Here is a 20893-nt window from a genome sequence, read left to right on the forward strand (position 1 = left end):
AGCCGAATTCCCGGCCCTAAATCCCGTTGGGGATGAACGGCTGTCACGGCGCGTTTGTGAAGGGAATAATGACCGGAGTGACACTTATGTCAATTCAAATGCACAAATGTCCTTGACTTTCCCTCAGGCGAACGGCGATAGTCCTGGCGACATGAAGTCGTCGTTCTGTCCGTCCGAGGAGGACATAGTGCGGGCATGCCGAAAGTCACGACCGGCCTTCCAGCCGCAGGCGTTGCCTGCGTTCGAGCGGACGTTTGTCCGCGGGAACACCGCCACTGTCCTTTACGTTTATGAATCAGCCGTGACGGATGCGCGGATTTTCGCCTGCAGCATGCAAACTACCTGTCGGTAGATCACCTTCGCCGGGCGGAACTCGCACCGGTCGTAGCCCAAGTTCAACAAGGATTATTGACCATGACATCCAAGCTTGACCAACTCCGCGAGATTACCACCGTCGTCGCCGATACCGGCGACATCGAAGCCGTCGCCCGCCTGAAGCCTGTGGATTGCACGACCAACCCGAGCATCGTGCTGAAGGCATTGGGCACGCCGATGTTTGCCGACGCCATCAAGGAAGCCGTCGCCTGGGGCAAGAAGCAGGGCGGCAATCCGGAAGCCGTTTCCTCGGCCGTCGCCGATCGCCTCGCCATCTCCGTCGGCGCCGCGCTGGTGAAGCTCGTCCCAGGCCGCGTCTCGACCGAGGTCGACGCCGATCTCTCCTTCGATACAGAGGCTTCGCTTGCCAAGGCACGTTCGATCATCGCCGCCTACAAGGATCGCGGCATCGATCGGGACCGCATCCTCATCAAGCTCGCTTCCACCTGGGAAGGTATTCGCGCCGCGGAAGTGCTGCAGAAGGAAGGCATCGACTGCAATCTGACGCTTCTGTTCAGCAAGGCCCAGGCGATTGCTTGCGCCGATGCCAAGGTGTTCCTGATCTCCCCCTTCGTCGGCCGCATCCTCGACTGGTACAAGAAGTCGACCGGCAAGGACTACACCGCCGAGGAAGATCCGGGCGTCATCTCCGTCCGCGAGATCTACAATTACTACAAGGCGAACGATATCAAGACGATCGTCATGGGCGCCTCCTTCCGCAACGCCGGCGAAATCGAAGCCCTTGCCGGCTGCGACCGGCTGACCATCAGCCCGGCGCTGCTCGACGAACTTTCCAAGGATGACGGCAAACTGGAGCGCAAGCTCTCGCCGGAAGGCCGCAAGCCCGATGCGAAGATCTCGGTCGACGAAAAGACCTTCCGCTGGATGATGAACGAAGACGCGATGGCGACGGAAAAGCTCGCGGAAGGCATCCGCGCCTTCGCCAAGGACCTGTCGACGCTGCGCACCATGGTGCAGAAGGAACTGCAGCTCGCTGCCGCCTGATAGAGCACGCCAACGACCGAAGGCGCGGATGCCGGCTGGCAACCGCGCCTTTTTCGTGCTCTTATCAATGACATATGCTGTCGGAGACCGATATGGCGGATGAGGAACCGGCAAGTTCGCTTGTGGCACTTGCACTTGCCCGCAAGCACGCAAGCTTCATCGTCGCCGCGGTTGCCGGACTGGTGGTCTTCCTGTTTCTGACCTCGCGGGAGGTCAGCGCCGGCAATATCCTGTTCGGCTGGAATGTCAGCGCCATTGTTTTTGTCGCGCTCAGCTGGCGCAAGATGCTGCGGGCGACGGTCGAAACGATCCGGAAACGCTCCGCCGATCTCGATTTTTCCGATACCGTTTTGCTGGCCCTTTCGATCGGTGCTGCGCTTGCGAGCATCGCCGGCATCGGCACCGAGCTTCATTCGATCAAGGAGGCGCCACCTGACGTCGCGCTGACGCGGGCGGGTGCCGCGGTGCTGACGATCCTGATCTCCTGGATTTTTCTGCATACGCTGTTCACCATCCACTATGCCCATTACTTTTATGGCGGGGCGGATGAAGAAAGCGGCCTCAAATTTCCCGACGGCATCGAAGAGCCCGGCTATTGGGACTTCCTCTATTTCTCCTTCACCATCGGCGTGGCCGCCCAGACCGCGGATGTCGCGGTCAGTTCGACCAGCATGCGCAAGCTGACGCTGCTGCATGCCGTGCTGTCGTTCCTTTTCAACACGACGATCCTGGCGCTGGCGATCAATGTCGGGGCAAGCCTGTTATAATGCGCCTTGACCGGCGACCAGAGGATCCACTCCATAGCATCCGGGAGACGGGACGGAAATCAACGCAGGGGCCACACAAGCGGTCCACCTGCTCTGCTAAGCGGAGGGTATGATGAAAAGCGTCGCACGCCGGTTCCGACCAGCCGACCTCGTTCTGCTTCTGGGCAGGCTTCTGCTGGCGCTGATTTTTCTGCACGAAGGCTCGTCTCTTGCGGCAGATCTCGCGGCGACCATCGACACTTTCTCGAAATTGGGGCTGTCGGCGCCGGTAGCCTTCGCCACAATCGCTCTTCAGCTCGGCGCCGGCATTTCCGTCGCTGCGGGTTTCCTCGGTCGGCTGGGTGCCACGGCGCTGGCGCTCTTCTGCCTGGCGACCGCCTTTCTCTTTCATACGAACTTTGCCAGCCAAAACGAACTCTTGCATTTCGAGAAGGACCTGGCGATTGCCGGCGGCATGTTCGTCCTCGCCGCTTCCGGAGCGGGTTCGATATCGGTCGACAATCTGCTGAAAAGGCGGGCTAGCAGCCTTCATCCCTGGCTGAGGGCGATGATGTAGCCAATTGGCCGCAAGCTTTTGCGCGCTATGCACACTCCGCGGCTTTTCCGAGCCGCGGAATTGCTCCGGTTTTTGCGGCGCTCGTTTACAAGACCGCCTGACCGGCCATCAGCGCCAGAACCAGGAAGATCAGGAAGATCACCAGTGCGATACCGAAGAGCACGCGGGCGATGGTCGCAGTGGCGGCGGAAACGCCGGAGAAGCCAAAGAAGCCGGCGATGATCGAAATAACGAAGAATATCAGAGCCCATTTCAGCATGACACATCATCCTTTGCGTTTGTCTGAAAAGACGCGGCAACCGGGAAATTGTTCCACGTCGCGCGAAATTGGATGGCGTTATCTGCTGTCGGCGTTCTATATCCTTGCCGTTTTCGCCGCTCAGCCGTGATTGATCATCACATGGCGCACGGCGGTATAATCCTCCAGCGCATAGACCGACATGTCCTTGCCGTAGCCCGACTGTTTGAGGCCGCCATGCGGCATCTCGTTGACCAGCATGAAATGGGTGTTGATCCAGGTGCAGCCATATTGCAGGCGGGCGGCGGTCTTCATGCCGCGGCCAATATCCCTGGTCCAGACCGAGGAGGCGAGGCCGTAATCGCTGTCGTTCGCCCAGGCGATGGCATCATCGGCGTCGGAGAAGCGGGTGACCGAGACGACCGGGCCGAAGACCTCGCGGCGGACGATCTCGTCGTCTTGCAAGGCGCCGGCCACGACGGTCGGGGTGAAGAAGAAGCCCTTGTCGCCGGATACTTGGCCGCCGGTGGTGATCTCCATATGTTTATGCTCGGAAGCGCGGGCGACGAAGCTTTCGACGCGATCACGCTGGCGCCTGGAGATCAGCGGACCGATCTCGTTTTCGGTATCGTCGGCCTGGTTGAAACGGATGCTTGCGACGGCCGAAGAGAGATCGGCAACGAAATTGTCGTAGACCTTGGCGTCGGCATAGATGCGGCAGGCCGCGGTGCAGTCCTGACCGGCATTGTAATAGCCGAAGGTGCGGATGCCTGACACAACGGCATCGATATCGGCGTCGTCGAAGACGATGACCGGGGCCTTGCCGCCGAGTTCCAGATGAGTACGCTTGACGGTCTTGGCGGCGGCCTGCAGCACCTTCTTGCCGGTGGCGACATCGCCTGTTATCGAGACCATGTTGACCTTGGCATGGTTGATCAGCGCATTGCCGACGCTTTCGCCGCGGCCGAGGATGACGTTGACGACGCCTTCGGGAAGGATGTCGGAAAGCAGCTTCGCCATCTTCAGCGCCGTCAGTGGCGTCTGCTCCGAAGGCTTGAAGACGACGGTATTGCCGCCGGCGATTGCCGGCGCCAGCTTCCAGGCCATCATCATCAACGGATAGTTCCACGGTGCGATCGAGCCGACGATGCCGATCGGATCACGGCGGATCATCGAGGTGTGGCCGGGCAGGTATTCGCCCCCGGCCGGTCCGTGCAAGTTGCGCACCGCGCCCGCGAAGAAGCGATAACAATCGACGATCGCCGGGATTTCGTCGTTCAGCACTGAATTGATCGGCTTGCCGCAGTTCAGCGCTTCCAGCGCGGCGAAACCGGCGGCATCCTTCTCGATGGCGTCGGCGATCTTCAGAAGGTAGCCGGAACGCTCGCCCGGTGTCGTCTGCGACCAGCTCTTGAAGGCTTTTTCGGCGGCATCGACGGCGGCATCGACCTGAGACAGCGAGGCTTCGGGAAGGTCGATCACCGTCTCGCCGGTCCTCGGGTTCAGGATGTGCTCTTCCGTCTCCGTGCCTTTTTCGAAACGGGAACCGATCAACATTTGCATATCCATGATGTTCTCCCTGTTATTTGCCGGCGCCGGCGATCTGGTCGCCGTCGCGGGTGAGGTAATAGGCTGCCAGGATCGGCAGGAAGGTGACGAGCACCACGACCATGGCGACCACATTGGTGACGGGGCGCTGGCGCGGGCGGATGAGTTCTTCGAGCATCCAGATCGGCAGCGTCGATTGCTGGCCGCCGGTGAAGGTGGTGACGATGACCTCGTCGAAGGACAGGGCAAAAGCGAGCATGCCGCCGGCAAGCAGGGCGGTGCCGATATTCGGCAGGATGACATGGCGGAAGGTCTGGAAGCCGTCGGCGCCGAGGTCCATCGAGGCCTCGATCAGCGAGCCGGAGGTGCGGCGGAAGCGGGCGACGGCGTTGTTGTAGACGACCACCACGCAGAAAGTGGCGTGGCCGAGCACGATGGTCCAGACCGAGAACGGAATGTCGAAGAGGCTGAAGGCGGAGCGCAGCGCAATGCCGGTGATGATGCCGGGAAGGGCGATCGGCAGGATGACCAGCAGCGAGATCGCCTCGCGGCCGAAGAATTTCGTCTGGCTGACGGCGGCCGCGCAAAGCGTGCCGAGAACGAGCGCGATCGCGGTGGCGATGACGGCGACCTGCACGGAGAGGCCGAGCGCCGACCAGACATCAGGCCGGTTCCAGGCAATGGCGAACCATTGCAGTGTCAGCCCGGGCGGCGGCCACTGATAACTCTTCTCCTCGGTCGTGAAGGCATAGACGAAGATCAGCAGGATCGGCAGGTGCAGGAAGAGCAGCCCGCCTGCGGCGGCGATCTTCAGCGGCAGCGGCGATGTCTTGAGGTCAGAGCGCATCGAAGGCCCCCAGTCTTTTGGCAAGCGACAGATAAAGCGCCATGATGACGATCGGCACGACCGAGAAGGCGGCCGCCAGCGGCACGTTGCCGGCCGTTCCCTGCTGCGCATAGACGGCCTGGCCGATGAACAGCCTGGAAGAGCCGATGATCTGCGGGATGATGTAATCGCCGAGTGTCAGCGAGAAGGTGAAGATCGAGCCGGCGACGATGCCCGGCAGCGCCAGGGGCAGCAGCACGGTGCGGAACGTCTGGCGCGGCGTGGCGCCGAGATCCGCTGAGGCCTCGATCAGGTTGCGTGGCACACGCTCGAGGGCCGCCTGCGTCGGCAGGATCATGTAGGGCAGCCAGATATAGACGAAGACGATGAAGGTGCCGAGATAGCTGACCGAAAGCGAATTGCCGCCGACGACCGGCAGGTTCAGGACGCCGTCGAGAAGCCAGGAGAGATGCAGCTGTTCGAAGATCCAGGTCAGGATGCCTTCCTTGGCGAGGATCAGCTTCCAGGCGTAGATCTTGACGAGATAGCTCGACCAGAGCGGCAGCATGACGCCGAGATAGAACAGCACCTTCCATTTGCCCTGCGCATAACGCGCCGCGTAATAGGCGATCGGGAAGGCGATCAATGCAGAAGCGATGGTGACGAGCGCGGCCATCATGACGGTGCGGGTGATGATGTCGAAATTTGTTGGGCTCAGAAGCTGGGCGTAGGTCGAGAGCGTGAATTCGTAATTTACCAGTCCGGAGAAATCGTCGATCGAGAAGAAGCTCTGCAGAAGCAGGGCGATCAGCGAGCCGATATAGATGATGCCGAGCCAGAGCAGGGGCGGAGCCAGCATCAGGAAGAGCAGCAGCTTCGGGTGTCGCCAGAAGGCGTCCGACAGCCGGCCGAAGACGCCGCTGCGTCCCGGAAGGATCGATGTCCTGCCATCGGAGATGATGAGTGCCGTCATGCCGCATCGTCCATGTAGTGGATATCGGCTGCCTGCCAGGCGAGGTGGATGCCGTCGCCGACATCCGGCACAGGCGTACCTGCCGGCAGCGTGACATGCAGCCGGCAGCCCCTGAGGTCGACGCTGAGGCGGGTGGCGGCGCCGAGGAAGCTCGCATGCTCGACCTTCGCCTCGATGCCGTCGCTTGCCAGCCGGATCGCCTCGGGGCGCAGGCTCGCCCAGCGTTTCTCGCCGCCGAGCGCGGCCATCAGATCAGGCGCGATCACATTGGACGAGCCGACGAAATCGGCGACGAAGCGGGTTTTCGGGCAACGATAGATATCCTGCGGCGTGCCGTGCTGGACGATATTGCCATTGTTGAAGACCGCGACGCGATCGGCCATCGACAGCGCTTCGCCCTGATCATGGGTGACGAAGACGAAGGTGATGCCGAGCGTGCGCTGCAGGCTCTTCAATTCCTCCTGCATCTGCTCGCGCAGCTTCAGGTCCAGCGCACCGAGCGGCTCATCGAGCAGCAGCACTTTCGGCTTGTTGACGAGGGCGCGGGCGAGCGCCACGCGCTGCCGCTGACCGCCGGACAATTGGCCGGGTCGGCGAGCGCCATAACCCGGCAGCTTGACGAGTTCGAGGGCATCGTTCGCAGCCTTCATCCGCTCTGCCTTGCCGATGCCCTTGACCATCAGCCCATAAGCGACGTTGTCGAGGATGTTGAGATGCGGGAAGAGCGCGTAGTCCTGGAATACGGTGTTGACGTTGCGGCGGTATGGCGGAACGCCGTCGGCCGTCTCGCCGAAAATCTGGATGTGGCCTGATGTCGGCTGCTCGAAGCCGGCGATCAATCTGAGGCACGTCGTCTTGCCGGAACCGGACGGCCCGAGCATGGCGAAGAACTCGCCGGGCGCGATCTCCAGATCGACGCCGTCGACGGCGCGAACCTGGCCGAAATGGCGCGATACCTGTTGGAAACGGACGGCTGACGTCATGGGGGACTCCGGGTCTTGCATGTTTAGAGAGGGCTTGGTCCTGGCCAATAAAGACCCCGCCCCAAACCCCTCCCCACAAGGGGGAGGGGCTTAATCTGCCGCACCCTTTCGCAAATACCTTGGTGTTTCGGCAGGATTCGGCCGGTGCCACTCTTAGTCCCTCCCCCTTGTGGGGAGGGGTTGGGGAGGGGACCTTACGGATACGAGCGGAATTGGCTCACCGCCCGCCGATCACACCGATGTAATCCGACACCCAGCGGTGATAGGGCACGCATTCGCTCTGCGTGGCGCATTTGGCGACCGGGGTTTTCCAGAACTTGATCTTGTCGAAGTGATCGAAACCGTTGGTGGCGCAGCCGGTATCGCCCATCAGCTCGTTGCCCTTGCAGGCGGCGGGAACGGAGGGCACGGCGCCGAACCAGGCGGCGGCGTCGCCCTGGACCTTGGCCTGCAGCGAATGTTCCATCCACATATAGGCGCAGTTCGGATGTTCGCTGTCGGCGTGCAGCATGGTCGTGTCGGCCCAGCCGGTGACGCCTTCATCCGGGAAGGTGGAGGCGATCTTCTGCTTGTCGGCCTGGAGCAGGTTGACCTGGAAGGGCCAGGAGCCGGAGGCGACGACGCCTTCGTTCTTGAAGTCGTCGATCTGGATCATCGCGTCGTGCCAGTAGCGCGAGACGAGCTTGCGCTGGCCGCGCAGCAGATCGAGGGCCGCCTTGTACTGGTCTTCGGTCAGTTCGTACGGGTCCTTGATGCCGAGATCCGGCTTGTGGGCCATCAGATACATGGCTGCATCGGCGATATAGATCGCGCCGTCATAGGCCTGGACGCGGCCCTTGTTCGACTTGCCGTCGGGCAGGGTCTGTTCCTCGAAGACGACGGCCCAGCTGGTCGGCGCCTTGTCCTTGAAGACATCGGTATTGTACATCAGCACGTTCGGCCCCCAGAGATAGGGCACGCCATAATGCACGCCGCCGACCGTGTACCACGGGCCGTCCTGCAGGCGCTTGTCGACATTTTTGAAGCTCGGGACCAGATCGGTATTGATCGGCTGGACGCGCTTGCCGGCGATGAGGCGGAGCGATGCGTCGCCGGATGCGGTGACGAGATCGAAGCCCCCTTCGTTCATCAGCGACACCATTTCATCGGACGTGGCGGCAGTCTTAACGGAAACCTTGCAGCCGGTCTCCTTTTCGAAGCCGGTGACCCAGTCGTAATTCTTGTCGGTTTCGCCGCGTTCGATATAGCCGGCCCAGGCGACGATGCTGACCGCGCCTTCGCCCTTGCCCAAGGCCTTCAGCGGTTCGGCGGCGACCACCTGTGTCGCGAAGCTCAGGCAGGCGAGCGCTGCCGTGCAGGATTTCAAGAGATTCGTCATCATCCGTCTCCCGGTTTGGTGCCACTTCTGTGGCAATTTGTTCCCGGCTGAAAAGGTGACGCGAAAAGCCCGGTTTCGCAAATTCATTTATCAGAAAGGCGATATCGGAAAATCCGATATCAACGAAGCCGGCCGGACCGCATGGTTTCGGCAATGCCGACGAAATCGCGCGCCGCCTGCGGCAGGCTGGAGCCCTTGCGCCAGACCATGCCGACTTGGACGACCGGCAGCGAGCCGGAGACGTCGCGGCTCTCGATGCGATCGCCTTCGAGCGACCAAGGTCGGTAGACGAGATCGGGAAGCAGCGCCACGCCGGCGCCCGTGGCGACCAGGCTGCGCACCGCTTCGACGGAGCGGGTGCGGAAGGCGACATGCGGGCGGGCGCCGAGTGCGGAGAGCAGCTTGCCGGTATTCTCCTCGATCTCGTCGACCGTTAGCATGATCAGCGGTTCGCGGGCGATATCGGCGACGGAGATGATGTCGGCCGACACCAGCGGATGGCCCATCGGCAGCCAGAGGCGATAGGGCGAGGTTTCGAGGATTTCGGCCTGCAGCGCCATGCGGTCGCGCAGATTGGATATCACCATGACGGCCACATCGAGTTCGCCGCCGACCAGGAGATGTTCGAGATAGCCGCCATTGTCCTCGATGGCGCTGACCTCGATGCCCGGACAGGCGCGCCGGTATCGCGCCAGCAGATCGGAGAGAACGTAGCCGGCGACAAGCGAGGTGACGCCGATGTTCAACGTGCCGGAGAGAGCACTCCGCTGGCCGGCGAAGCTGGTTCGCGCATCGGAGACGGAGGCGAGAATCTTGGTCGCGTGCCGGAGGAACTGATGTCCGTTGTGGGTGATCGTCAGGCCGCGCGGATGGCGCTCGAACAATTCGACGCCAAGATCGGTTTCCAGCTCCTTCAGCGCTTCCGTCACCGAGGACTGCGAGATCGACAGGTTCTGCGCGGCGCGTGTCACCGAACCTTGTTCGGCGACGGCCACGAAATATTGGATCTGGCGGAGCGTGAAGGCCATGGGCGTATAGAGCATGGTGGGATGCGCGGTGGCAAGCGGCTGAAAAAGGTGGACCTTTTTTGGTCTTTTTCAAAATGGGGCGGGCTTGGCTTGTTCACTTAAACTTTCGGAAACGTCATTTCCCTAGCATTCTCGGCACCTGTCCTGCGTTGGAGTTTGAGATGGCGGAGCAGTTGGCGTGAAGGCCTTACTGCGCATATTCCGGCCTTCCCGGAAATTGGCAATCATCATCGGCGGAGTCGCGCTTCTGGCGGGCGTTTCCGGCGGCGCGGCCGTCTATGTCGGCAAGGACAGGCTGATCGGTGCCTCCCACCGGGCGTACGGGCTCGAATGCAGCGACGTCAATCTGGTGACGATCAGGAAACAGGACCATGTTTGGGTGCGGAAATACATCAAGACCGAACCGACCGATGGCATGACGCGTGTCCGGACCGCGCTGCGGGTCGCCCAGGCCGTCTATGCCGCGCAGAAACCGGATCTGGTCCAGGTGGTGGTGCTCGATGAGAACGGTCCGACGCTGCGCGCCGATATACGCGGCCGCGCGATCGGGGCCGACGTCGTCTACATCCCGCATCCCGACAGGACCGTTCCCGGCCTCGACGACAAGCCCTATACGGCACGCTACTATGACGGCAAGGCCAGCGAAAATGGGTTGTTCTTCGGCGAGCGTATCGAACTGCCGGCCGATGAGATCGCGATGATCAGCGCTGGCTTCAAGGATCCGGAGGATTGCGTCGATCCGGTCGCCGTCGCCTCGACCAAGAACGAGGAGACGGGCAAGAAGGCTGAGGGCGGCGCTCATGGCGCAGCGCCGGCGGCCGAAACCGAAGCGGCGCCTGCCGCCGAGGGCAACGCCGCCGATGTGGTGGCCGAGGCGCCGGCCGAAGAGCCGCCAGCGGAAGCCGCCAAGGTCCACTGAACAGGCACATGAAAAAGCGGAGCGCCGACCGGCACTCCGCCTTGATCAGTCTTCGTCTTTCCTGTTAGTCGGCCTTGCTGCGGCGGGCCGGGAAGAGGATGACGTCGCGGATCGACGGAGCGTTGGTCAGAAGCATGATCAAGCGGTCGACGCCGATGCCGAGGCCACCGGCCGGCGGCATGCCCTGGTCGATCGCATCGAGGAATTCGTCGTCCAGCTGCTTTTCCTTTTCGCCGCGGGCATGCGCCTGTTCCAGCTGCTCGACCATGCGGCGGCGCTGTTCCTCGGGATCGTTGAGTTCCGAGAAGGCATTGCCGAGTTCCCAGGCGTTGCAATAGGTCTCGAAGCGTTCGACAAGTCGCGGCTCGCCCGGCACTTCCTTTGCAAAGGGTGAGATGTCCTTCGGGAAATGCGTGACGTGAGAGGGTTGGATCAGTGTGGCTTCGACCTTCTCCTCGAAGATGAAGGCGAGGCATTCGCCCCAGGTCCAATCCTTCTCGACTTCGAAACCGGCAGCCTTGGCGGCATCACGGGCTTCTTCGTCGGTCTTCATCGCCAGGAAGTCGATACCGGTGGCTTCCTTGACGGCGTCAGGCATCGGAACGCGCTTGAACGGACCCTTGAAGGAGAGCCGCTTGTCGACGAAGTCGAATTCCGTCGTGCCATGGATGGAGAGCGCCAGGGTCTCGAACAGCCGTTCGACGAGGTCCATCATGTCCTCGTAATCGGCATAGGCCCAGTAACATTCCATCATGGTGAATTCAGGATTGTGCCGGGTGGAGACGCCTTCGTTGCGGAAGTTGCGGTTGATCTCGAAGACCTTGTCGGTGAGGCCCGAGACCAGCGTGCGCTTCAGGAACAGTTCCGGCGCGATGCGCAGGTACATGTCGAGCTTCAGCGTGTTGTGATGCGTCTTGAACGGCTCGGCGGTGGCGCCGCCATAGATCGATTGCAGCATCGGCGTCTCGACTTCCATGAAGCCGTCATTTTCCATGAAACGGCGGATGCCGGAAACGATCTTCGAGCGCTGCTGGAAGCGCAGCTTCGAATCCTCATTGGTCATGATGTCGAGATGGCGCTTGCGGTAACGCAGCTCGATGTCGGAGAGACCGTGCCACTTCTCGGGCATCGGCAGCAGCGACTTCGTCAGCATCTCGATCTTCTGGGCGTTGATCGTCAACTCGCCGCGCTTGGTGCGGCGCACGATGCCGGTAACACCGATGATGTCGCCGATGTCGATCATCGGCAGCAGGGCGCGGGCTTCCTCGCCGGTGACGTCCTTGTGCGAGAAGATCTGGATCTTGCCGGAGGAGTCATGGATATCCATGAACATGCCCGAGTTGCGCGAGGAATAGACCCGGCCGGCGACGGTGACGATGTCCTGCGTCTCGACATCGGGTTCCAGGCCCTCGTATTTCGCGCCGAGCTCAGCATTGGTCAGGGTGCGATGAAAATGCGCCGGATAGACGTCGCCGATCTGCTCGCGCAGCAGCTTCAGCTTCTGGGCGCGCACCTCGGTCGCGTCGGAGGAAAGGGTGTTTTCGGTCTTGTCACTCATGTCTTTTGCCTCGTCGATGGGCATGAACTCTAAAAATCAGCGTTTGCTGCTTGAAGCGCGGCGTCTGGCTCCGCGCTAACTCTTCCCCTTGTGGGGAGGGTCGGAGCGAAGCGGAGGGGAGGGGTTTTCTGGGGAAAAGCCCCTCCCCAACCCCTCCCCACAAGGGGGAGGGGCTTCCACTGTCATTTCGAGCCGACGAGGGCGGCGACCGCCTGTGCGGCGAGCTTCAGGCGCTGGCGCACGACGGAGCGGCCGAGGATCGCCATGGAATCGAAGAGCGGCAGCGAACGCGACGAGCCGGAGACGGCGACGAAGAGGGGTGCCACCACGACCTTCAGCTTCTTGCCCATGCGGTCGGAGATCGCGCGCAGTTCCGCCTCGATCGTCTCGACGTTCCATTCCAGGATCTTTTCGAGATCCGGCTGGACGGTGTTGAGGATCTCCAGGATCTCTTCCGGCGTCGACTTGATCTTGGCGAAGTCGGACGGCTGCAGGCCGAGATCGGATTTCAGCAGGAAGCTGGCGAGATCGGGTAGCTCGCCAAGCTTGGAAATGCGCGTCTGCGACAGACGTAGACCAGCCATCAGACGATCGTTTTCCGTCGCCCAGGTCAGTACGCGCGCCTGGAACTCCTCTTCGGAGAGCTTTTCACGGATCCAGCGGCCGTTCAGCCAGTCGAGCTTCTGGATATCGAAGATCGCGCCTGCTTTGGAGAGGTTTTCCGGATCGAACTTTTCGGACAGTTCTTCCATCGTCAGCAGCTCTTCGCCCTCGGCGATCTGCATGAAGAACAGGCCGAGGAAGTTCATCAGCGCTTCGGGGATATAACCGAGCGCGGAATAGTAGGAGATCGAGGTCGGGTTCTTGCGCTTCGACAGCTTCGACTTGTCGGCATTGCGCATCAGCGACAGATGCATGAAGACCGGCTGCTCCCAGCCGAAATAGCGATAGAGCAGGATGTGTTTCGGCACGGAAGCCAGCCATTCCTCGCCACGCGCCACATGGGTGATTTTCATCAGATGGTCGTCGATGACGTTGGCCATGTGATAGGTCGGCATGCCGTCGGCCTTGATCAGCACCTGCATGTCGACGGAATCCCACGGAATGGACACGTCGCCGTAGACGCCGTCGGTAAAGTCGCAGGAGCCCTCGGCCGGGATCTTCATGCGGATGACCGAGGCTTCGCCCGCCGCCATGCGTAACGTCACCTCTTCCGCCGTCAGGTTGAGGCAGTGGCCATCATATTTCGGCGGCTTGCCGGCGGCGCGCTGCGCCTCGCGCATCTGTTCCAACCGCGCGGGCGTGCAGAAACAGCGGAAGGCATGGCCATTGTCCAGCAGCTCCTGTGCATAGGGCTGATACATCGGCTTGCGGTCGGACTGGCGATAGGGGCCGTAGGGGCCGCCGATATCGGGACCTTCCTTCCATTCCAGCCCGCACCATTTCAGCGCGTCCAGCACCTTCGTCTCGAATTCCGGGGTCGAGCGCGTGGCATCGGTATCTTCGATGCGCAGGATGAACTCGCCACCGTGCTTCTTGGCGAAGAGGTAGTTGAAGAGAGCGATATAAGCGGTGCCGACATGCGGCTCGCCGGTCGGCGAGGGAGCGATGCGGACGCGGACGCCGGAAGCTGTCCCGGAATTTGTCATTGTATGTGCCCGTCAATGAATGCCGGACTGCTTTCACGGGAAAGCGAGGTTCGGCCGGAAGGATGCAGATATCTTCATCGGCAAACCGGCCGAAAAAGGGCATTCGCCCGCACCATTCGCCGATCGTCCGTTCGGCTGGCCTTAGGCCATATTCAACCGGGCGCGTCAAGAAAAACCGCGTCCGCAACGGCTTGCCGGCGCTGAGAGGATGCGCCAATGCGGCGCGCCCTCCCGTATCAGCCTCAATGCGCGCCTTCGCGTTTGCGCTTGCGGGCGTTGCGTGCGAACATGTTCAGCACCTCAACCAGCGCCGAGAAGGCCATGGCGGCGTAGACGTAGCCCTTCGGCACGTGGAAGCCCATGCCTTCGGCGATCAGCGTCGTGCCGATCATCAGCAGGAAGGCGAGCGCCAGCATGACGATCGTCGGATTTCTCTCGATGAAATTGGCGAGCGGGGTCGCGGCAACCAGCATGACGGTGACGGCGGCGATGACGGCGATCACCATGATCGGCAGATGCGGCGTCATGCCGACGGCGGTGATGATGCTGTCGACGGAGAAGACCAGGTCAAGCAGCAGGATCTGGCCGATCGCCGATGCAAAGCCCGTCGTGGCGGACTTCGCGATGAAATCCTCCTGATGATCCACCGGGTCGACCGTGTGGTGAATTTCCTTGGTGGCTTTCCAGACGAGGAACAGGCCGCCGGCGATAAGGATGAGATCCTTCCAGGAGAAGCCGTGCCCGAAGGCCGTAAACAGCGGTTCGGTCAGCTGGACGATCCAGGCGACTGTGCCGAGCAGCGCCAGGCGCATGACGAGGGCAAGGCCGATGCCGATCCGGCGGGCTTTCTCGCGATGCTCGGGCGGCAGTTTGTTGGTGAGAATGGAAATGAAGATCAGGTTGTCGATCCCGAGAACGACTTCCATCACCACCAGTGTGATGAGCGCCACCCAGGCGGCCGGGTCCTGAATGAGCGTCATGATTTCCTGCATCAGCCTATACCCTCTTTGCGTCACATGATGAAACGACGCGCGCAATGTAATGGCGCCTGCCTGCCAGACAAGCGCCACAAGCCGGTATACGAAACTGATATGACTTTTATTCCCTAGAGCAGGATGATTTAAGACCGGGTCGGCCTTAAATTTGAATCCTGTTCCAAATTAAAGAGTTAAAGCATGATGTCGCCCGAAAACCGCTCACACCTTTCGGCATCATGCTCTGATCGGCAGCCAGATTTCGGTGACGCCCATGCCGGTATAAGGATCGAAGCGCTCGTCGTAACGTTCGAACATGTCAGGTGTCTCGCCATGTTCCAGGCCCGACGTTGGCCACCATGTGCCGAAAATCCGGTGCATAGTCAGGGAAATGCCGGAGACATGGCCGCGATGGGTGAAGACGGCGTAGCGCTGTCCCGGAAGCTTGAGCGTCGTAAAATCCGCGGGCAGGTCGCCGGCATCGGAAATTTCGGCTGCGGCCATGTAGCGGAATTTCTCCTCCTCGCCGATATGCCGGCAGATGCCATAGGCGACATTGCCTTTCTGGCCGGGAATATGCCCGAAATGGGTATTGAACTTCTGCCAAAGCGAGGGGATGGCGGCATTGTCGCCATAAGGGTAGATCTCCTCCAGGCCTGCAAAGAGCATTGGTTGAAGAGTCTCGAAACGGGGTGGTTCGAGGGCGTTGAGGTGGTCGGTATCCATTCGGATCGGCTCCAGTAAAACAAGGTTACGGGCGTGCCCCTGTCTGCGCACAGCATCCGGCGTCATGCCGAACTGGTCGCGGAAGGCACGGGTGAAAGCTTCGTGCGAGCCGTAGCCCGCGCAAAGCGCAACCTCGAGAATGGTGGACGAGCCGCTGACCAATGCAGGCACGGCGCGGCTAAGGCGCCGTCCTCTCATGTAACTGCTGATCGAGTGGCCGGTGACGAGCCCGAAGATGCGCGACAGATGATAGCGCGACAATCCGGCTGCTTCCGATATCTCTTCCAGCGATATATCGCTTTCGAAATGGCTCTCTATGAACCAGATCGCCCGTGCGATGGCGTTCATCTTCATTCCCCTGGTTGCGGCTTCTTCCTTAGAGAAAAGCCGGCAGCCGGGTTTGATCGTTCTTGCGGAGTTTTGGTCGAAGGAGAGCGGCAGTCAAGGATGCGGGGTTAGGCAGTCTCGTGCCGGCGCACGCCGTAGGCTGCCATGAAGACCTTGATCGCACCGCGGATGACGCGGTCGATTTCCTCGCGAGTCGGCGGTTCTTCCATGCTGCCGAACAGACGGAGCTTGAAGAAGCTGCCGCTGGCAAGATCGAGAAACTGGCCGGCGGCAAGATCGATGTCGTCGATCTCGAGTCGGCCTCCGGCGATATGCTGTTCCAAAAACTCGCGCATGATGGTGCGCAGGTTTACCGGGCCTTTGAAGAAGCGTTGACAGAGCACCGGCATGCGGTCGCGAACGCCGAGAACGGTGCGCATCGCGCTGATGACCTTTTCATCGGTCATGTGGGTGACGAAGCTTATCCCGAATTCGTACAGGCCGGATTCGGGGTCGTCATGCTCGGCAAGCGCCGTGCGCACGGCCGCCATGAAAGCGGCGCGCTCGTTCTCGATCATCGCCGAAAACAGCTCTTCCTTGTTGGTGAAATAGACGTAGAGCGTTCCCTTGGAGACTCCGGCCTCACGCGTCACGTCGTTCATACTGGCGGCGTCGAAGCCCATCTTCATGAAGACGCGCTTGGCGCCGGCAAGAATTTGCTGGCGTTTTGCCGGATCTTCGCCAGCGGCAAATCGGCCTCCTCCAACGGGTGGGCTGAAGACGGCGGCATGGTCGGGCTTTAGCGTCATATCTCCTTAACCGTGTTCACGGTTTCGTGCTTTCTTTAAAGAAATCGAACCGATTGGTTCTGTACATCTTGATATGACGATAAAACAGGTTTATGTCAACTGAACCGAACCGTTCAGTTCGATTATTACTCCAAGATCGGTAAAGTGGCCATGTCGAGCAATCAGAAGAGCAACGTCGCGCGTATCGTCAGCGAAAACGCCGAAGCCGAAGAGGCGAAGGTCACGGTCGTTGCCGAGGCTCCGACGGCGGAAGCGCTGGAAAAGCCGGCTGCTCCCGCGCAGTCGGCGCCGGCCCAGGCCCCGGTTGCTCCCCCTGCGGCGAAGAAGCGCCGCAGCCCGGTGCTGCCGATCGTCGTGCTTGCCCTGCTTGCGGGCGGCGGCTGGTATGGATACGAATGGTGGATGAACGGCCGGTTCATGGTGTCGACCGACGACGCCTATATCGAAGGCGATATCGCGACCATCTCGCCGAAGGTTACCGGCTATGTCGCGAAGGTGAATGTTGTCGCCAACCAGGAAGTCAAGGCAGGCGACGTTCTTGCTACCCTTGATAACGGCGACTACCAGAATGCCCTCGATCAGGCGAATGCCCAGATCTCGACCGAGCAGCTTTCGCTAAGCCGTATTGATGCGCAGATTGAAGGCGCCAAGGCGAGCCTCGTGCAGGCCCAGGCCCAGAAGACTGCCCTCGAAGCCACGGTGCGTGGCGCGGAAATCAAGCAGAAGCGCCAGAGCGACCTGCAGGCAAAGTCGGTCGGCACCACCGCGGATCTCGATGACGCCAATACGGCACTCGATCAGGCCAAGGCCAATCTTGCCGGCGGTGACGCCAATATCGTAGCGGCGCAGGCCAATATCGCCATCCTCGAAGCCCAACGTAGGGAAGCGGAAGGTTCCGTCCGCACGCTGGAAATCCAGCGCGACAAGGCCGCGCGCGACCTCTCCTTCACCGTGCTCAAGGCACCCTATGACGGCATCGTCGGCAATCGTTCCGTCCAGGAAGGCGATCTGGTCTCGCCCGGCCAGCGCCTGATGGCGCTCGTTCCGGTGCGCCAGCTTTATATCGACGCCAATTTCAAGGAAACGCAGATTCAGCATCTCGTTCCAGGCTCGAAGGTCAACGTCCATGTCGATGCCTATGACGACCATCCGATCGTCGGTACCGTCGAATCGATCTCGCCGGCCTCCGGTTCGGTCTTTTCGCTGCTGCCGCCGGAAAATGCGACGGGCAACTTCACCAAGGTGATCCAGCGCGTGCCGGTGCGCATTGCGCTGCCGCAGGATGCGCTCGACAGCGGGCGTCTGCGCGCGGGCCTCAGCGTCGTCGTCGACGTCGATACCCGCACGGCACCGAACAAGTAAACCTTCGGAGCAATTCCAGCAAAAGGAAAGGCGGAGGTGGTCCGATGGCCGGGAGCGCGACAGCAACAGCGGGAACGATGCCGGCGGTGCCTGCCCACGCCGCGGATCGCATGGATCCGAGGAAGCTCATCGCCTTCTTCGCGATGGTGCTCGGCATGTTCATGTCGATCCTCGACATTCAGATCGTCTCTGCTTCGCTTGCCGAAATTCAGGCCGGCCTGTCGGCCGGTTCCGACGAAATCGGCTGGGTGCAGACGGCCTATCTGATCGCGGAAGTGATCATGATCCCGCTTTCGGGAACGCTGGCGCGCATCATCTCGACGCGCTATCTCTTCGCGATCTCGGCCGCCGGCTTCACCATGGCGAGTGCGCTTGCGGCGACGGCGACGAATATCGACCAGATGATCGTCTACCGTGCCATCCAGGGTTTCATCGGCGGCGGCATGATCCCGTCGGTTTTCGCGGCCGCCTTCACAATCTTTCCGCCGTCGAAGCGCAGCATCGTCTCGCCGATCATCGGCCTGATCGCGACGCTGGCGCCGACCATCGGCCCGACCGTCGGCGGCTATCTCAGCCATGCCTTTTCCTGGCACTGGCTGTTCCTCGTCAATATCGTTCCGGGCATCATCGTCACGCTGGTTACCTGGAACTTCATCGACTTCGACAAGCCGGAACTGTCGCTCTTCAAGAAGTTCGACTGGTGGGGGCTGATCTCGATGGGCGTCTTCCTCGGCGCGCTGGAATATGTGCTCGAAGAGGGCAACTCGAACGATTGGTTCAACGACAATTCCATCGCGCTGGCTGCCGTCGCCTCCGGCGCCGCGGCCATCGTCTTCTTCTACCGCGCCTTCACGATGGAGTTTCCCGTCGTCGACCTGAAGGCTTTTGCGAACCGGAATTTCTCCTTCGGCTCGGTGTTTTCCTTCGTCATGGGCATCGGCCTCTACGGCCTTACCTATATCTACCCCGTCTATCTCGGCCGTATCCGCGGCTATGATTCGCTGATGATCGGCGAGACGATGTTCGTCTCCGGGCTTGCGATGTTCTTCACCGCGCCGATCGCCGGGCGGCTGTCGACCAAGATGGACCTGCGCCTGATGATGGTGATCGGTTTCATCAGCTTCGCCGCCGGCACATACATCATGATCCACCTGACGGCGGATTGGGATTTCTACGAGCTCTTCATCCCGCAGATCCTGCGCGGTTTCGGGCTGATGATGTGCATGGTGCCGATCAACAACATCGCGCTCGGCACGATGCCGCCGTCGCGCATCCGCGGCGCGTCCGGCCTGTTCAACCTGACCAGAAACCTTGGCGGCGCCGTCGGTCTTGCGGTCATCAACACTGTGCTCACCAGCCGGCAGGATGTGCATTACGAGCGGCTGCGGGAGAATATGGACTGGGGCAATCCGGCGGCGATCGACCAGATGAACAACATGGCCGCCAATTTCAACAGTTACGGCATGGACGGCACTTCGGTCGCGATCAAGCAGATGGTTGGCCTCGCCACCAAGCAGGCGGTCATCCTGTCTTTCAGCGATGTGTTCCTGATCCTGACCGCGCTGTTCGTTGCGATGATCCTCGGTGTCACCATGATCAAGAAACCCGCGCCGCAAGGCGGCGGAGGAGGTGGCGGCGGCCACTGACCTCCGGCCCCCGTCCCTCGAAAAGGCCCTCTCCGGAGGGCCTTTTTGTTGCGGTTTTCCAGCCTCCGTGTCATCAGGTGGGCGATCGCTCATCGAATTGATGCCAGCGGCCGGCAAGACCGGAAACATAATGCGCAAATCGCCCCGCTGGTTTTTTTGATTTACGTACATCAAATTTGGCGCTAATGGTCTCGTCAGGAGGAACGATGAGGCCAACTGTTCACGATATCGCCGCTGCGGCGGGCGTCAGTCTCGCGACCGTCGACCGGGTGCTCAATCAGCGTCCTGGTGTGCGTCACGTCACGCGGGAGAAGGTCGAGACCGCAATCCGCGAACTCGGTTATGTCAGGGACGTCGCAGCCGCCAATCTCGCCAAGGGTCGCACCTATCCGCTGGTCTTCATCCTGCCGGCCAGTGACAATTCTTTCATGCACGGGCTCAACGCCGAAATCCGGCAAGCCATCCTCCGCTCACCTGCCGAACGCACCGATATTCGCGCCATCGAGGTGCCTGCCTTCGATCCGGCCGCTCTCGTCGGCGTGCTCGAAGGGCTTTCCCGCGAAAAGCCTTGCGGCATCGCAATGGTTGCGACTGATGCGCCTGAGGTGCGTGCCGTCGTCGACAGACTGGTGCATGCGGGCTTTCCCATCGTCACGTTGGTGTCCGATCTTACCGGATCGCTGCGCCATCACTACGCCGGCGTCGACAATATTGCGGCAGGCCGCACGGCGGCCCGTCTGCTCGGCCGGTTCCTCGGGCCGCGAAAGGGCAAGATCGCCGTGCTCGCCGGCTCCATGCTGGTGCGCGACCATCGCGAGCGGCTGGAAGGGTTCACTTCAGTCATGGCAGAGGAGTTTCCCGATCTTGCGATCCTTCCGGTTCTGGAAGGCCGCGACGATCCGGAGATCGCCCATATGCTCGTCGCGAAGGCACTTGGGAATGCCGACATTGTCGGCGTCTATAGTCTCGGCGCCGGCAATCGCGGCCTTATCCGGGCGCTGAAGGAGAAGGCCGTCGACCGGACGCTGACGGTCATTGCCCACGAACTGACCGCCCACACCCGAGCGGCGCTCATCGACAACACGATTGATGCGATCCTCAATCAGAATGCCGGTCACGAGGTGCGCAGCGCCATCCGGGTGCTGAAGGCCAAGGCGGACGGGCTCGCCGTCATCGAAGCGCAGGAGCGTATCCGCCTCGACATATTCCTGAAGGACAATCTGCCGTAACGGCAAGGGGAGAATGC

At 61.2% G+C, this 20893-nt stretch carries 19 protein-coding genes; 7 read left to right on the forward strand and 12 right to left on the reverse strand.

Going from position 1 to position 20893, the window contains the following annotated elements; all coding sequences use genetic code 11:
* The first annotated feature begins 414 nt into the window (after positions 1 to 414).
* The 3 genes from tal (at position 415) to GGD53_RS07725 (ending at position 2703) form a co-directional block, all read left to right on the forward strand.
* Entirely contained in the window at positions 415 to 1380 is a 966-nt protein-coding gene (gene tal, locus GGD53_RS07715; RefSeq protein ID WP_184454907.1) for a transaldolase, read from the forward strand.
* A 92-nt stretch (positions 1381 to 1472) separates the two neighbouring features.
* Positions 1473 to 2147: a DUF1345 domain-containing protein gene (locus GGD53_RS07720; protein WP_184454908.1), complete on the forward strand. Its 675-nt coding sequence runs from the start codon at positions 1473 to 1475 to the stop codon at positions 2145 to 2147.
* 112 nt (positions 2148 to 2259) lie between these two features.
* Positions 2260 to 2703: a DoxX family protein gene (locus GGD53_RS07725; RefSeq protein ID WP_184454909.1), complete on the forward strand. Its 444-nt coding sequence runs from the start codon at positions 2260 to 2262 to the stop codon at positions 2701 to 2703.
* 85 nt (positions 2704 to 2788) lie between these two features.
* Here GGD53_RS07725 and GGD53_RS07730 read toward each other — a convergent pair whose 3' ends face one another.
* The 7 genes from GGD53_RS07730 to GGD53_RS07760 form a co-directional block, all read right to left on the reverse strand.
* Positions 2789 to 2962, reverse strand: a complete 174-nt coding sequence (locus tag GGD53_RS07730) for a DUF1328 domain-containing protein (protein WP_004678026.1) — start codon at positions 2960 to 2962, stop codon at positions 2789 to 2791.
* A gap of 120 nt (positions 2963 to 3082) precedes the next feature.
* Positions 3083 to 4510 carry a gamma-aminobutyraldehyde dehydrogenase gene (locus tag GGD53_RS07735; RefSeq protein WP_184454910.1) on the reverse strand — a complete coding sequence of 476 codons (1428 nt, stop codon included), beginning with the start codon at positions 4508 to 4510 and terminating at the stop codon, positions 3083 to 3085.
* A 13-nt stretch (positions 4511 to 4523) separates the two neighbouring features.
* On the reverse strand, positions 4524 to 5336 hold the full coding sequence (locus GGD53_RS07740; protein WP_184454911.1) for an ABC transporter permease: 813 nt from the start codon (positions 5334 to 5336) through the stop codon (positions 4524 to 4526).
* Positions 5326 to 6288: an ABC transporter permease gene (locus tag GGD53_RS07745; RefSeq protein ID WP_184454912.1), complete on the reverse strand. Its 963-nt coding sequence runs from the start codon at positions 6286 to 6288 to the stop codon at positions 5326 to 5328. The genes GGD53_RS07740 and GGD53_RS07745 overlap by 11 nt, the downstream gene beginning before the upstream one ends.
* The gene (locus GGD53_RS07750) at positions 6285 to 7271 is read right to left on the reverse strand and encodes an ABC transporter ATP-binding protein (protein ID WP_184454913.1); all 987 of its coding nucleotides are present in this window, start codon (positions 7269 to 7271) and stop codon (positions 6285 to 6287) included. Before GGD53_RS07750 ends, GGD53_RS07745 begins: the two co-directional genes overlap by 4 nt.
* Before the next feature lie 217 nt (positions 7272 to 7488).
* Entirely contained in the window at positions 7489 to 8649 is a 1161-nt protein-coding gene (locus GGD53_RS07755; protein WP_184455136.1) for an ABC transporter substrate-binding protein, read from the reverse strand.
* Between the two features lie 119 nt (positions 8650 to 8768).
* Positions 8769 to 9677 carry a LysR family transcriptional regulator gene (locus GGD53_RS07760; RefSeq protein WP_184455137.1) on the reverse strand — a complete coding sequence of 303 codons (909 nt, stop codon included), beginning with the start codon at positions 9675 to 9677 and terminating at the stop codon, positions 8769 to 8771.
* A gap of 178 nt (positions 9678 to 9855) precedes the next feature.
* Here GGD53_RS07760 and GGD53_RS07765 point away from each other — a divergent pair, with 178 nt between their 5' ends.
* Positions 9856 to 10596 (forward strand): hypothetical protein, encoded by a 741-nt coding sequence (locus GGD53_RS07765; protein WP_184454914.1) that lies wholly within the window; start codon positions 9856 to 9858, stop codon positions 10594 to 10596.
* A gap of 64 nt (positions 10597 to 10660) precedes the next feature.
* Here the strand turns inward: GGD53_RS07765 and lysS are convergent, their stop codons facing one another.
* The 5 genes from lysS to GGD53_RS07790 form a co-directional block, all read right to left on the reverse strand.
* Entirely contained in the window at positions 10661 to 12154 is a 1494-nt protein-coding gene (lysS, locus tag GGD53_RS07770) for a lysine--tRNA ligase (protein WP_184454915.1), read from the reverse strand.
* A 182-nt stretch (positions 12155 to 12336) separates the two neighbouring features.
* Positions 12337 to 13803, reverse strand: a complete 1467-nt coding sequence (gene gltX, locus GGD53_RS07775; protein WP_184454916.1) for a glutamate--tRNA ligase — start codon at positions 13801 to 13803, stop codon at positions 12337 to 12339.
* 242 nt (positions 13804 to 14045) lie between these two features.
* The gene (locus GGD53_RS07780; RefSeq protein ID WP_184454917.1) at positions 14046 to 14795 is read right to left on the reverse strand and encodes a TerC family protein; all 750 of its coding nucleotides are present in this window, start codon (positions 14793 to 14795) and stop codon (positions 14046 to 14048) included.
* Positions 14796 to 15014: 219 nt separating this feature from the next.
* A complete protein-coding gene (locus GGD53_RS07785) occupies positions 15015 to 15851 on the reverse strand; it encodes an AraC family transcriptional regulator (RefSeq protein ID WP_184454918.1) in 837 nt (278 codons plus the stop codon).
* Between the two features lie 107 nt (positions 15852 to 15958).
* Positions 15959 to 16639 (reverse strand): TetR/AcrR family transcriptional regulator, encoded by a 681-nt coding sequence (locus GGD53_RS07790; RefSeq protein WP_184454919.1) that lies wholly within the window; start codon positions 16637 to 16639, stop codon positions 15959 to 15961.
* A 150-nt stretch (positions 16640 to 16789) separates the two neighbouring features.
* Here GGD53_RS07790 and GGD53_RS07795 point away from each other — a divergent pair, with 150 nt between their 5' ends.
* The 3 genes from GGD53_RS07795 to GGD53_RS07805 all read left to right on the forward strand — a co-directional run bounded on the left by GGD53_RS07795 (position 16790) and on the right by GGD53_RS07805 (position 20876).
* Positions 16790 to 18001, forward strand: a complete 1212-nt coding sequence (locus GGD53_RS07795) for an HlyD family secretion protein (protein ID WP_184454920.1) — start codon at positions 16790 to 16792, stop codon at positions 17999 to 18001.
* 44 nt (positions 18002 to 18045) lie between these two features.
* Positions 18046 to 19647, forward strand: a complete 1602-nt coding sequence (locus GGD53_RS07800) for a DHA2 family efflux MFS transporter permease subunit (protein ID WP_184454921.1) — start codon at positions 18046 to 18048, stop codon at positions 19645 to 19647.
* A 206-nt stretch (positions 19648 to 19853) separates the two neighbouring features.
* Positions 19854 to 20876, forward strand: a complete 1023-nt coding sequence (locus GGD53_RS07805) for a LacI family DNA-binding transcriptional regulator (protein ID WP_184454922.1) — start codon at positions 19854 to 19856, stop codon at positions 20874 to 20876.
* Positions 20877 to 20893: the final 17 nt, after the last annotated feature.

This window comes from Rhizobium aethiopicum (assembly GCF_014197535.1).
GTDB lineage: Bacteria > Pseudomonadota > Alphaproteobacteria > Rhizobiales > Rhizobiaceae > Rhizobium > Rhizobium aethiopicum_A.